The organism is Methylobacterium sp. HJ2, from assembly GCF_056431005.1.
In genome coordinates this window covers 28,624-41,943 of the sequence record NZ_JBWJYM010000004.1, presented here as the reverse complement: position 1 = coordinate 41,943, position 13,320 = coordinate 28,624, and the positions used below count along the sequence as shown (strand labels likewise).

The window sequence follows — 13,320 nt, the reverse complement described above, 5'->3', positions numbered from 1 at the left end:
CCAGCGGCGCCTGCGGGCTCAGCCCTCGCCCGGCATCGCCGACTTGATGAAGCGGTCGGATCCCAGATCCTCCTCGTCGTAGCCGAGGAGCTCGGCGAGCCGTCCGCGGGCACGGCTGACGCGGCTCTTCACGGTGCCGACCTTGCAGCCCATGATAGCAGCGGCCTCCTCGTAGGAGACGCCCTCGGCGCCCACGAGGACCAGGGCCTCGCGCTGGTCCGGCGGCAGCTTGGCCAGAGCGCTCTGCAGGTCCTCGACGTCGAGCCGGTCTCCCTGATGCGGCGCGGTAGCGAGGCGGGCCGCGTAGGAGCCGTCCTGATCCTCGACCTCGCGCACCCGCTTGCGGTGATCGGAGTAGAAGATGTTGCGCAGGATGGTGAACAGCCACGCGTTCAGGTTCGTGCCCGGCTGGAAGCGAGCGCGGTGCTGCCAGCCCTTGAGCAGCGTATCCTGCACGAGGTCGTCCGAGCGGGCGGGATTCGAGGTCAGCGACAGGGCGAAGGCGCGCAGCGAGGGCACCGCCGCCAGCAGGCCGTTGCGGAATTCCGGCTCGATCGCCTCGCCGCGCGCGCGCAGCGCCGCTTCGAGCTTCTCGATCAGCTCCGCGAAGCGGCTCGGCATCTCGTCGGCGCCGAGGCGCTCGTAGGCGACGCGCAGATGATCGCCGAGATGGGCGCGGATCGAGTGGGGCAGGTTCGGGCGCGCGGAACTCTCGCCGTCATCGGCGGCGGTCAGGACGGTGTCGGTCTCGTCGCGGGTCATGCTGTGTCGCTTTGTTGCGCGGGCTGGGCTCGCCGGCGGTCCGGTTCCGGCGAGGCGGACCGGTTGGCGGCGCTCGCGGCCGCAGCGATCCTGATTGATCTCTGTTGTAGCGCATCGGGCCCGGCCGCGCACCTTCGCGCGCTGAACACCCCGTGAGCGTCGCCACCGTCAACAGGATCCGGATCGCGCGGCGGCCGGTTTTCGGGGCTTGATCAGCCGGATATCGCCGTCCCGAAGCGTGAGCACGTCGCCCCGCTCCAGGTCGGTCCAGCACTCGTCCCGCGTCAGCGCCTTGGTGGCCACCACGGTGACGACGTCGCGCTCGGTCGTCTCCTGCGCGAAATCGACCCGCCAATCCTCGTCGACGAGCGTCGCGGTGCCGAAGGGCGCGCGCCGCGTGAGGTAGCACAGGCGCTTGCCGCAATGGGCGTAGAGCGTGCGGCTGTCGGTGAGCAGCATGTTGAAGACGCCGAGCGCGTGCAGCTCGGCGCAGAGGTCGGCGATCGCGCGGTCGAGGGTCGGGGCGGCCGGGAGCCGGGCGAAGCGGGCCTGGAGCCGGCCCATCATCCAGCAGAAGGCGTGCTCGCTGTCGGTGGAGCCGATCGGCGCGAAGGCCCCCAGCGGCAGGCGCTTCACGCCCTTGAGCTGGCCGTTATGCGCGAAGGTCCAGGCCCGGCCCCAGAGCTCGCGGGTGAAAGGGTGCGTGTTCTCCAGGCTGACGCGGCCGCGATTGGCCTTGCGCACATGCGCCACCACGATCCGACTCTTGATCGCGGCGTTGCGCAGGAGCTTGGCGAGCTCCGAGCGCGCCGAGGGCTCCGGCTCGTGGAAGCTGCGGTGGCCCCGCCCCTCGTAGAAGCTGATGCCCCAGCCGTCCGCATGCGGCCCGGTCTCGCCGCCGCGGCGCGCGAGCGCCGCGAACGAGAAGCGGATGTCGGTAGGCACGTTCGCGCTCATGCCGAGCAATTCGCACATGGTGTCGGATGCCCGCCCTCGCTCCGCCCGCGCCGGCGGGAGGGCCCGCGTGTAGAGGCGAATCCCGCGGCGAACAACCGTCCGGGTCAGCGTGCGAGGTAATCCGTCAGCGTCATGCCCATCAGGATCGCGACCCAGAAGAAGCCGAGCCCCGAGAACAGCTTCACCAGCGGCGGCTCGTGCCACACCTCCATCGAGACGAGCAGGACCAGCGCCGCCATCAGGGCGACGACCAGAAGCTCGGCGATCCAGGCATGGGCGAAGGGCTGGGTCGCGCCGAGCGCGACATTGACGGCGAGCAGTCCGAGCAGGGCCGCGAAGGTGAGGACCGGCGTGCGCAGGCGGCGCACGAGGAGAGCGCGGTCGGCGTCGCCGAGGCTTGAGAGCGGGTTGCGCATCGGGGCCCCTACCGGTTGACCACGTAGAGGATCGGGAAGGCGAGGATCCAGATCAGGTCGATGAAGTGCCAGTAGAGGCCGTAGACCTCGATCCAGTTCTGGTGCCGCGCGAGGAAGCCGGCCTTCGCGGCCATCCAGGTCATGCCGAGCAGGATCGCGATGCCGGTGAACAGGTGCAGGGCGTGGAGCAGCGTCGCGACGTAATAGAGGTTGACGAAGAGGCGCGAGGCCGGGCTCTCGGCGAGCTCGTAGGGCCGGCTCGCCAGGAAGGGCATCATGTGCTCGGCGTAGTCGGCGTAATACTCGTAGCCCTTGAGCACGAGGAAGAGCGCGCCGAGCCCCGCGGTGGCGAGCATCGCCCGCACCATCGCCCGCTGCCAGCCCATGCGCGAGAACTCGATCGCCGCCGACATGGTGAGGCTGGAGCAGATCAGCACCACCGTGTTGGTCGCGCCGATCCAGAACTTCAGGTGCCGCGCGGCGGCGACCGTCGCCTCCGGGTGCAGGATGCGGGTGATCAGTGCCACCAGGAAGAGGGCGGAGAACAGCAGCAGCTCGGTGATGAGCCAAGCCCAGATCCCGAGGGTGGCGGCGTAGCGCTGCTGCGCCACGGACTCGAAATGCTCGGCGCGCGCGACGCCGACGCCCTCGGCGAGCGCCTCGCTCATCGGTGCTGGCTCCGCGATTCCCGCGGCTGGATCGGATAGGCGTACGGGATGTCCGGGACGGTCGGGCTCTCGAAGAAGTTGTGCGTCGGCGGCGGGGAGCTCGTCTCCCACTCGAGCCCCTTCGCGTCCCAGGGATTGGCCGGCGCCTTGCGGCCGAACCACAGCGAGTAGATCAAATAGAGCATCGGGAAGAGGTAGCCCGCCGCCAGGATCGTGGCGCCCGCGGAGGACAGCACGTTGAGAAGCTGGAACTCCGCCGGATAGGTCGCGTAGCGCCGCGGCATCCCGAGATAGCCCAGGATGAATTGCGGGAAGAAGGTCACGTTGAAGCCGAGGAAGATCAGCACCGCCGAGATCCGGCCCCAGGCCTCGACGTACATCCGCCCGGTGAATTTCGGCCACCAGAAATGCAGCCCGCCGAGGAAGGCCAGCACCGTGCCGCCGACCATGATGTAGTGGAAATGCGCCACCACGAAGTAGGTGGCGTGGATGTGCTGGTTGATGGCCAGCGTCGCCAGATAGAGACCGGTGAGCCCGCCGAGCACGAACAGGCCGATATAGCCCATCGCGTAGAGCATCGGCGTGTCGAGCCGGAGCCGGCCCTTATGGATCGTCGCGGTCCAGTTGTAGACCTTGACCGCCGAGGGCACGGCCACCGCGAAGGACAGCACCGAGAAGGCGAGGCTCGCGAGGTCGCTCTGCCCGTTGACGAACATGTGGTGGCCCCAGACGAAGAAGGTCACCGAGGCGAGCCCGATCGCCGCGTAGGCGACGAAGCGGTAGCCGAAGAGCTTCTTCTGGGCGAAGGCCGGCACGATCTCCGAGATCACCCCCATGCCGGGCAGGACCATGATGTACACGGCCGGGTGCGAGTAGAACCAGAACAGGTGCTGGAACAGCACCGGATCGCCGCCATAGGCCGGGTCGAACACCCCGATATGGAAGCCCCGCTCCATGATCAGCAGGATCAGCGCCGTGGTGATCACCGGGGTGGCGAGGAGGAAGATCAGGCTGGTGGCGTAGTGGGTCCAGACGAAGATCGGCAGCCGGAACCACGTCATGCCGGGTGCCCGCATGGTGTGGATCGTGACGACGAAGTTGAGCCCCGTCAGGATCGAGGAGAAGCCCACGATGGTGACGCCGATCAGCGCCGGCAGGACCCAGGTGTTGGAGAAGGCGGTGGAGAGCGGCGCGTAGAAGGTCCACCCGGTATCGACCCCGCCGAGCACCAGCGAGACCATGGTGAACAGCGCGCCCGCCATGAAGACGTACCAGCTCGTCAGGTTGAGCTTCGGGAAGGCGAGGTCCTTCGCGCCGATCATCAGCGGGATCAGGAAATTGCCGAACGTCGCCGGGATCGAGGGGATCAGGAAGAACCACACCATGACCACGCCGTGGATGGTGAAGGCCTTGTTGTAGGTGTCGTTCGTCATGATCGCGCCGTTGGGCACGATGAGCGCGAGGCGGACCACGCCGGCGGCGACCGCGCCGATCACGAAGAAGGCGGTGATCGAGGCGAGGTAGAGGATGGCGATGCGCTTGTGGTCGGTGGTGAGGAACCACGAGCGCAGGGTCGAGTGCGCGTGCAGGTAGTCGGCCGGGCGCCCGAGCGTGGCTTCGGGGGCGTGCGGCTCGCGGTCCGCGACGCCCGGTTCGACGGTGCCGGATGCGCTCATCGCGTCGCTCCCTCGCCGGCGGCCTCGGCCCCCCGCATGTCGGATTTCAGGTAGTTGATCAGGCGGGTGAGGTCGTCGTCCGGGATCACGCCGGCGAAACTCGGCATGACCTGCTTGTATCCCTCGGCGAGGCGGTCGCCGTTCGGGTTGAGGATCTTGCGCCGCAGATAGGTATCGTCGGCCACGATCCGGCTCCCGTCGGCGAGCGCCACCTCGCGGCCGTAGAGCCCGGCGAGCTTCGGGGCGCGGATCCGCGCATCGGCGTTGTGGCAGGCGCCGCAGCCGTAGGCGTTGTAGACCGCGAGCCCCGCGGCGGCCCCCGATTGCTGCGCGCCCGCGTGGGTGAGCCAGTCCTGGTAGTCGTTGGGCTGCATGAAGGTGATGTTGCCGTCCATCCGGGAATGGTCGGTGCCGCAATATTCCGAGCAGTAGAGATGGAAGGTGCCGGTCCTGTCGGCCTTGAACCACAGCTCGGTGTAGCGGTCGGGCAAAGCGGCGACCTGCATGCGCACCGCCGGCAGGTAGAGGGCGTGGATCACGTCCTGGCTGATGATGCGGATCTTCACCGGCTGGCCGATCGGCACGTGCAGGTCGTTGATCTCGGACTGGCCCGTGGGATGCTGGAACTTCCACATCCATTGCCGGCCGATCGCCTCGATCACCATCGCGTCCGGCGGGGCGTTCTTCGACTCCACGAACAGGCGCGCGCCCCAGGCGAAGAAGATCAGGGTGAGAAGGAAGGGGATCAGCATCCAGCTGATCTCGATCAGGTTCGAGCGGATGCCGCTGGCGTCGCGGTCGGCCTCCTGCCCGTCGCGGTAGCGCAGGGCGAACCACGTGATCGCCAGGAAGACCGGCACGGTGAGGAGCAGCGTCAGCACCGTGAAGGCGAGGATCAGGTAGTCGGTCTCGACGGCGGTCGCCGAGACCGCGGCCGGCCAGAGCTCCAGGGCTGCTTGATGGGAGGTCATCGACTCACGGGATCCAGCGACCGGCCGACCGTGAGGCTCATCGCCCGGTCGAGGGGGATGCGCGCGCGCGCGGCATCGATGCGGGCGTAGCCGTCGAGCTGCGCCCGCTCGGCGGCGCGCGCGCGGGCGAGGTCGGCGTAGGGATCGGCCTGCAGGTTCGGCGGGGGCGGGCTCAGCCGCGCGGTCTGCTGCGGCGTAAGGTCGGGCAGCGCGCGGCGCTGCTCGCCCATGTAGAGGTGCATCAGCCACAGCATCAGCCCCACGGCGGCGAGCACGGAGACCATCAGCCCGGCCATCACGAGGCCGGTCTTGCGGACGTCGACGTCCTCAGTCTCGTGGCCCGGGCCTTCGCGCGGCGCCTCGGGCCAGTGCGGGGCCTCTGGGGCGGGCGTCGGTTCGGCCGTCGTCGCGGCGGCGTGGCGGCGCAGGATCAGGCTCGCGATGAGCGCCGGGATCAGGCCGCCGGTCGGGGTGTCGCCGGACGCGCTCATGCGGTGGCCCTCCCGCCGCCGGTGCCGGTCCGGGGCAGCCCGAGCGGGAGCAGCGCGCGGGCGAGGCAGAGCACGGCGACGCCCGCGAGCAAATCGGCACAAGTGAGGGTGAAGCGGTCGCGCAGGGCGGGGGTCACGAACCAGAGCATCTCGAGGGCGTGGAGGGCGACGACGAGGCCCGCCAGCGCTCGCGTGGTGGCGCGGCCCGGCCGCAGGGTGGCGACCGCCCCGTAGAGCACCAGGGCGCCCCCGAACAGCGCGAGCGCCCGCCCGAACCCGCCGCCGCGGGCGAGGTACCAGCGCACCTCCTCCGGAAGGTTCGCCGACCAGACGATGAGGAACTGCACGAAGTGCAGGAAGGCCCACAGCACGAGCAGCACCACCAGCGGCACGAGGCGGTCCTGGCCCGCCACGGCACGGCCGCGCCCGACCGGGTTCGGCTCCTCGGGCGCGAGCAGGGTCGCCGCCGCGAAGGCCAGCCCGCTCCAGGCGGTGAGCACCAGAAGGCCGAGGAGGCTCGAGCCGAGCCGCGGGTCGAGGGAGCCGACGAGGTCGGTCACCGCCAGCGTGCCGATCACCGCGTGCAGGCCCACGCCCGCCGCGGTGCGGCCGTCGCCCGGCACCCGCGCCCCGTCGCGGAAGCGGGCGGCGAGCCAGAGCCAGGCGCCCAGATAGGCGACGAGGCGCAGGACGAAGAACAGGGGCGTGAACCAGACCCGGCCGAGCGGCGTCTCCGGGATGCCGGCCGCGACCGGGGCGCCGTGCTGCGCCCAGGGATAGATCAGGCCGAGCCCGATCAGGACCGGGACCGAGAGCACGGCGGCGGCCGGCATCAGGCCGAGCAGCCGGCGCAGGCTGAGGGCGATCTCGCCGACGCCGCGATCATGCGCGCGCAGGCCGAAGCGCTCGAGCGCCACCGCCACCGGCAATGCCCCCGCCGCGAGGCCGAGCAGCACCAGCCACGCGGCGAGATAGGAGGCGGCCGCGCCCCGCCAGCCCCCGGCGGCGGCCGCGAGCGCGAGCGCGGCGAGGCCCGCCACGGCGGCGAAGGGCGGCCGCCATGCGCCGCCACGCCTCATCGCGCGGCCTCCACGCGGGCCCGGTCCGCAGGCGGCAGGTCGGCCGCCGCGGCATTGCGGCTGAGCTGGAGCGCCCGCAGGTAGGCGACGATGGCCCAGCGGTCGTCCGAGGGGATCATCTGCGCCATGCCGAACATCGCCCGATGGCCCTCGCCGATCGCCTGATAGAGCGCGCTCGCGGGCGCGCGCACCAGGTGGTCGGCGGCGAGGTCGCCCGCGTGCGGGAAGCCGCGCTGGACCACGATGCCCGCCCCGTCGCCGGCGGCGCCGTGGCAGGGCGTGCAGAAGATGGCGTAGCGCTCGCGCCCGCGCTCGAGCAGCGCCTCGGTGATCGTCGCGGGCTGCGGCGCCGGGCGGGCCGGATCGGTGCGCGGCACGGTGCCGGCCACCGGGTCGCGCATGGTCATGCCCTTCTGGAAATAGGGGTTGCGGTCCCAGGTCTTGGCGCGGGGCTGCTCGGCCATGTTCGCCGCGTCGCAGGCCCCGAGGCCGGCCAGGGCCCCCGCAAGGGCGAGGATCCGCACCGTCGCCGCCGCGCTCATCGGGGAATCCGCCGGATCTCGAGGGGCCGGCCGGCCTCCGCGCCGAGCGTGGCGAGGCGCCGCTCGATCCGCGCCGTGTCGAAGCCCGTCCCGCGCGCCTCCGCGGTGAGGAAGAAGCGGTCCTCGCTGGCGCGCAGGAAGCCCGGGATGTTGAAGGCCGGGTGGTTCAGGCGCGGCAGCCGGTTAAGGATCAGCAGGGCGAGGTGGATCGCGATGACGCCGCTCATCATCGCGACGGAGAAGGCCGGAACCACGAAGGAGGCCCAGGAGAAGCGCGGCCGTCCGCCGATCAGGAAGACGTAATCGTAGGCGCTCGCCCAGACGCAGAGCCCGTAGAAGCCGAGGCCGCCGGCCAGAGCGCCGCCCAGGGCGTAGAGACGGATCGAGCGCCCCTCCAGCCCGAGGGCGCGCAGCGCCCGGGGCATCGGCACCGGGCCGTGCCCGTCGAGGCGGACGGCCCTGCCGGCGAGGCCGGAGAGCGCCTGCGCGGCGCTCGCGAGCTCCGCCTCCGAAGCATAGGTGGCGCTGACGCCCCAGAGCGGCGTGCCGTCCTGGACGTCCTCGTGCGCGGCCTCGCGCGCGTGCCCGCCCCGGGTCCCGGCCTCCGCCTCGGCGGCCCGCGCGCCCGGCGCCCTCGCCAGCGCGAGCCGACGGGTCTCGGTGATGGAGATCGCCGGCAGGTAGCGCAGGAACAGCAGGAGCAGGGCGAGGAACAGGCCGACCGAGCCGACGAAGGTCGCGATGCCCCAGATCGTCTCGTCGTAGCGCAGATGTGCCGAGGGCAGGAAATCGTGGCTCAGCGTCACCACCAGGACCATGACGTGGTCGGCGTAGGCGCCGACCGCCACGAGGATGCCGACGGCGGCGATCGCCAGCGGCGCGTGGCGGGCGCGCTGCGACCAGAACAGGTGGGCCGGCAGCAGCAGGCAGACGACCACGGTCCAGAACGCGGCGGCGTGCTCGCCCACCATGCGGCGCATCAGCACCGCGCGCTCGTAGCCGTCCCCGTGCAGGAAGGTCGAGAAGAACTCGGTCGCGTAGCAGTAGAGGCTCGCGAGGCCGAGGCCGAGGAGCAGGCGGGCGAGGATCGAGAGGTGGCGCTCGGTGATCAGCGCGTCGAGGCCGTAGACGGCGCGGATCAGCACCACGATCGCCGCGGTGAGGCCGACGCCCGAGAACACCGCGTTGACCAGGAAGGTGACCGGCAGGATCGTGTCGTGCCAGCCCGGCATCACCGAGCCCGCGAACATCACCGAGGCCCCGGTCTGGAGCGAGACCACCAGCATCACCCCGAGGAGCGCGATGGTGCGGTAGGCCTGCCCCCAGATTTGCCAATGGGCGGCCGACCCGCGCCAGCCCGAGGCCGCGATGCCATAGGCCTGGGCCCGCAGCCGCGCGAGGCGCCGGGTGAGCGTGCCCTCGCGTTGCTGGTGCTCGGCCTCGACCGCGGCGCGGTCACGCAGCGCGGCGAGGTCGGGGAGCAGGCCGACATACCAGAGGCTGACGCAGACCACGAGGTAGGAGACGATGTCGATGGCGTCCCAGACCAGGGGCGAGCGGAATTGCGGCCAGAGCGCGAAGGTGTTCGGGTAGGGCAGGTTCCAGTAGAAGTACCACGGCCGCCCGAGATGGATGATCGGGTAGAGCCCCGCCGCGCAGGTGCAGAGCAGCGCCGTCGTCTCGGCGATGCGGTTGATCGCCCCGCGCCACTCGGCGCCGAGCAGCAGCAGCACGGCCGAGACGAGCAGGCTCCCGCTCGCCGCCCCGATCCACCAATCGTAGCTCGCGATGTCGAGGGACCAGACGACGGCGTTGTTGTTGCCCCAGATGCCGACGCCCCTGGCGAGCAGGTAGGCGAGCGCCGCCACGAACAATCCGACGAGGGCCGAGGCGCCCGCGAAGGCGATCCACCAGCGCCGGTTCAGCGGATGCCCGATCGGCACGGCCGCGACCGTGCGGCCGATCCCCGCCAGGGTCTCGTCCGGGCGGATCAGCGCGGGCGGCGGCTCGGCGACGGACCCGGTCATCGGTCCCGGCCTCCCTTCGCGCCGTCGGCGGGCGCGAGGCTCGCGAGGTAGGTGGTGCGCGGGCGGGTGTTGAGTTCGCCGAGCAATGCGTAGTGGCGGGCGTCCTCCCGCGCCCGGGCGACCCGGCTCGCGGGGTCGCCGATGTCGCCGAACACGATGGCCCGGGTCGGACAGGCGCTCTGGCAGGCGGTCTCCACCGCGCCGTCCGCGATCGCGGCATGCGCGTCCTTGGCCGAATCGATGCGGGCTGCGGCGATGCGCTGGATGCAGTAGGTGCATTTCTCCATCACGCCCCGCGACCGGACCGTGACCTCGGGATTGTTGCGCTGCTGCAGGATGGCCGGCTGGTCGCCCGTATAGTCGAGGTAGTTGAAGCGGCGGACCTTGTAGGGGCAGTAGCTCTGGCAGGTGCGCGTGCCGACGCAGCGGTTGTAGACCTGAAGATTGAGGCCCTCGCTGTCGTGCAGCGTGGCCTCGACCGGGCAGCCGACCTCGCAGGGCGCCTGCTCGCAATGCATGCAGGGCACCGGCTGGAAATGCGTCTCGGGCGCATCGAGGCCGCCCGCGTAGTAGCGGTCAACCCGGATCCAGCCCATCCAGCGCCCGCGCGCCACCTCCTCGCGGCCGACCACCGGGATGTTGTTCTCGGACTGGCAGGCGGTGACGCAGGCATTGCAGCCGGTGCAGGCGTCGAGATCGATCACCATGCCCCAGGCGGCCTTCGGGCCGCGGTCCCCGGAGGGCGCGCCGTAGAAGCTCGCCCGCACCAGCGCGGCGTCGTCGCCCGCCGCCGGGGCGCCCTCCCGCTGCACCCGCACGAAGTCGTGGCCCTCCATTGTGCCGAGGTCCTGCGTGGTCGCCGGCATCCGGCGGGCACCGGTCTTGCGCAGGGTGGCCCCCGACAGGCTCCAGGGCGTGTCGGCGGGGCGCAGGCGGTTGGCGTCGTAGCCGAGGCCGCGCGAGAGATGGTCGGGCACGTCCCGGCCGTAGCCGAGGGTGAGCGTCACGGTGTCGGCGGCCTGCCCCGGCGTCACCCAGGTCGGTCCCTCGACGCGTCGGCCGCCTGCCTCCACCGCGACCACGTCGCCGTTGGCGAGGCCCTCGCGCTCGGCGAGCGCCGGGCTGACCGCGACGACGTTCTCCCAGACGATCTTGGTCAGGGGCTTGGGCAGTTCCTGGAGCCAGCTCAGGTCCGCATGCGTGCCGTCCCAGAGCGTGGGATCGGGCCGGAACACCACCGCAAGCCCGGGCGGCGCCGCCTCCGGGGCGGGCGCCGCGCCGACGAGCGCCACGCTCTCGGCGGGCGCCGCGCTGTCGGCCAAAAAGCCCTGGCGCAGGGCCTCGCCGAAGCGGGCCTCGAAGGCGGGGGTGTCCTCGCCGGAGGCGCGCCACTGCGCCTTCAGCAGGTCGAGCCCGTTCTCGACCCGGCCGTCCACCAGGAAGGCCACCATCTCGTCGAGGCTGCGGCCGCCATGCAGCGGCGCGATCGTCGGCTGGATCAGGCTCAGGGTGCCGTCGAGGGCGCGCGCATCGCCCCAGGATTCGAGCGGGTGGGCGAGCGGCAGGTGCCAATCGGCATGCGCGCCGGTCTCGTCGAAATAGAGGCCCGCATGGACCTTCAGCGGCACCCGCTTCAGGCGCTCGGCGAAGGCGAGGCCGCCCGGGGCCTCGTAGACCGGGTTCGTCCCGAGCATCAGAAGGGTCTCGACCGTGCCGGCCTCCATCGCGGCGGCGAGGTCGGCCAGGGTCTCGGTGCCGAGGCTCGGGATCGGCGCCACGTGGCGGAGCGTCGTGCCGGTGTTGCCGAGCGCGCCGTTCAGGCGATGCACCAGCTCGTGCAGGCGGGGCGTCGCGGTGAGACCCGTGGTGACGATGGCCGCGCCGCGGTTCTCGCTCAGCGCCGCGGCGGCGGCGGCGAGCCAGCCCTGTGCCGCCGCGCCGAGGCCCGCATCCCCGGCGCCGCCCTCGGCGCGGCTCAGCAGGCTGCGGGCGATGGCCTCGATCTCGGCCGGCGAGGCGGCGAGCCCGTGATCGGCCTTGGCGCTCGTCAGCGTCGGCGTCGGGGCCGCGGCATGGAGGGCGGGCAATCGGCCGGCGGCGTGGCCGGCCCGTCGCGCCTCGATCCACGCCCGGGACAGGCCGACCTGCCCGGGGCCGAGATCGAGGAAGTCACCGTCGAGGGAGACGATGGCGCGGGCGCGGGCGAAATCCGGAAGCGTCTCGACGGGGCGCCCGTAGGCGCGGCGGGCGCCCTCGTAGAGGTTCTCGCGGGTGGCGCCCGCGCTCGCGTACCAGCGCAGGGCCGGGTAGGCCTGCCTCAGGCGCGCGATGGCCGCGGCCAGCGTCGGCGAGGTCACCGGCCCGGTGAGCAGCGCGACGCCGCGGCCGCCATCGGCCTTCCAGGCGCCGAGCCGCGCCAGCATCGCGCCGCTGAAGGCCGCCCAGGAACTCGGACGTCCGAGGTGCTGCACCGCCTGCGAACGGAACGGATCGTAGAGCCCCAGCACGGAGGCCTGGGCCAGGATGTCGGTGCCGCCGCGGCTGAACGGATGGTCGGGATTGCCCTCGACCTTGATCGGGCGGCCGTTGCGGGTGGTGACGAGGATGCCGTTGGCGAACCCGTCGAACAGGGCCGAGGAAGCGTAGGACAGCGACGTGCCCGGCACGATCCGCTCGGGCTGATTGACGTAGGGCAGCTCGTAGTCGCGCCCCTCGCCGCCGCTGCAGGCCGAGAGGCCGGCGAGCGCGAACGAGGCCGCCATCAGCTTGAGGAAGCCGCGCCGTTCGGGGGCCGCCGCGAGCCGGGACGCGGCCGGGAATTCCGATTCGATGTAGGCGCGGAACTCCGGGGTGTCGGCCACCGCGTCGAGGCTGCGCCAGAAGGCCGGTCCGTCGCCGGCCGCGAGGCGGGCGCGCAGCGCCCCGAGATCGGGATCGCGGCTCATCGGTGGCAGATCCCGCATTCCATCAGACGCTGTCCGCCGCGGATATGGTTCTGGGCCACGAGCCGGGGCCCGAGCGTCGCCTGATCGGCCGGGGGCTTCCAGGTCATGTTCCAGACCTGATCCTGCGTCCGCACGTACCGCTCGGGATTCCTGTGGCAATCGAGGCAGAACGCCATCTCGAAGGCGTTGGCCCGGTAGGTCATCTGCATGGCGGTGACCTCGCCGTGACAGGTGGAGCAGCCGATCCCCTTCGTCACGTGGACGGAGTGGTTGTAGTAGACGTAACCCGGCAGCTTGTTCAGCCGCCGCCATTGCAGCGGCTCGTTGCTGGCGTAGCTGTCGCGCACCGGCTTCAGCATGTCCGAGCCGGCCCAGATCTGGGAGTGGCAGGTCATGCAGGTGTGGGTCGGCGGGATCCCGGCGGTGGCCTCCTTCTCGACGGTGGTGTGGCAGTAGCGGCAATCGATGCCAAGCTCGCCCGAATGGTGCTTGTGGCTGAACGGCACGGGCTGCGGGGGCGCGACGCCGACGCCGGTGACGTAGTCGGAGCGCACCAGCCCGGCGGCGACGATCGGCACGCCCGCGAGGCAGGCGACGCCGGTGAGGAGCAGCAGGCGGTAGATCGCATCGGCGCCGGGGGTGAAGAGCTGCGCCATCAGCCGGTTCCGCCCACCGCGCCGCCTCTGGCCCGTTCCCGCATTCCGTATCGACGCACACCGTACCGCCGCAAGCCGGTCATCCCTCATCACACCGGAACGGAAGATCCGGGACAGATGGAGGGCACGA

At 71.6% G+C, this 13,320-nt stretch carries 12 protein-coding genes; all 12 read right to left on the bottom strand.

Features of this window, described 5'->3' with window-relative positions; all coding sequences use genetic code 11:
• Positions 1-18 precede the first annotated feature (18 nt).
• Entirely contained in the window at positions 19-762 is a 744-nt protein-coding gene (locus ACS5RC_RS11360) for a sigma-70 family RNA polymerase sigma factor (RefSeq protein WP_478343974.1), read from the bottom strand.
• A 168-nt stretch (positions 763-930) separates the two neighbouring features.
• Entirely contained in the window at positions 931-1,737 is an 807-nt protein-coding gene (locus tag ACS5RC_RS11355; protein WP_478343973.1) for a class II glutamine amidotransferase, read from the bottom strand.
• An 86-nt stretch (positions 1,738-1,823) separates the two neighbouring features.
• Positions 1,824-2,135: an oxidase gene (locus tag ACS5RC_RS11350; RefSeq protein WP_478343972.1), complete on the bottom strand. Its 312-nt coding sequence runs from the start codon at positions 2,133-2,135 to the stop codon at positions 1,824-1,826.
• Between the two features lie 8 nt (positions 2,136-2,143).
• On the bottom strand, positions 2,144-2,803 hold the full coding sequence (locus ACS5RC_RS11345) for a cytochrome c oxidase subunit 3 (RefSeq protein ID WP_478343971.1): 660 nt from the start codon (positions 2,801-2,803) through the stop codon (positions 2,144-2,146).
• Complete coding sequence (locus tag ACS5RC_RS11340; RefSeq protein WP_478343970.1) at positions 2,800-4,479, bottom strand: cytochrome c oxidase subunit I; 1,680 nt, start codon at positions 4,477-4,479, stop codon at positions 2,800-2,802. The genes ACS5RC_RS11345 and ACS5RC_RS11340 overlap by 4 nt, the downstream gene beginning before the upstream one ends.
• Positions 4,476-5,450 (bottom strand): cytochrome c oxidase subunit II, encoded by a 975-nt coding sequence (gene coxB / locus ACS5RC_RS11335; protein ID WP_478343969.1) that lies wholly within the window; start codon positions 5,448-5,450, stop codon positions 4,476-4,478. The genes ACS5RC_RS11340 and coxB overlap by 4 nt, the downstream gene beginning before the upstream one ends.
• Positions 5,447-5,941 carry a hypothetical protein gene (locus tag ACS5RC_RS11330; protein ID WP_478343968.1) on the bottom strand — a complete coding sequence of 165 codons (495 nt, stop codon included), beginning with the start codon at positions 5,939-5,941 and terminating at the stop codon, positions 5,447-5,449. The genes coxB and ACS5RC_RS11330 overlap by 4 nt, the downstream gene beginning before the upstream one ends.
• Complete coding sequence (locus ACS5RC_RS11325) at positions 5,938-7,020, bottom strand: hypothetical protein (RefSeq protein ID WP_478343967.1); 1,083 nt, start codon at positions 7,018-7,020, stop codon at positions 5,938-5,940. The genes ACS5RC_RS11330 and ACS5RC_RS11325 overlap by 4 nt, the downstream gene beginning before the upstream one ends.
• Complete coding sequence (locus ACS5RC_RS11320) at positions 7,017-7,562, bottom strand: c-type cytochrome (protein WP_478343966.1); 546 nt, start codon at positions 7,560-7,562, stop codon at positions 7,017-7,019. Before ACS5RC_RS11320 ends, ACS5RC_RS11325 begins: the two co-directional genes overlap by 4 nt.
• Positions 7,559-9,589: a quinol:electron acceptor oxidoreductase subunit ActD gene (locus ACS5RC_RS11315; RefSeq protein ID WP_478343965.1), complete on the bottom strand. Its 2,031-nt coding sequence runs from the start codon at positions 9,587-9,589 to the stop codon at positions 7,559-7,561. Before ACS5RC_RS11315 ends, ACS5RC_RS11320 begins: the two co-directional genes overlap by 4 nt.
• A complete protein-coding gene (locus ACS5RC_RS11310; RefSeq protein WP_478343964.1) occupies positions 9,586-12,534 on the bottom strand; it encodes a TAT-variant-translocated molybdopterin oxidoreductase in 2,949 nt (982 codons plus the stop codon). Before ACS5RC_RS11310 ends, ACS5RC_RS11315 begins: the two co-directional genes overlap by 4 nt.
• Positions 12,531-13,190, bottom strand: coding sequence for a cytochrome c3 family protein (locus tag ACS5RC_RS11305; protein WP_478343963.1), 660 nt, complete (start codon positions 13,188-13,190; stop codon positions 12,531-12,533). The genes ACS5RC_RS11310 and ACS5RC_RS11305 overlap by 4 nt, the downstream gene beginning before the upstream one ends.
• Positions 13,191-13,320 lie beyond the last annotated feature (130 nt).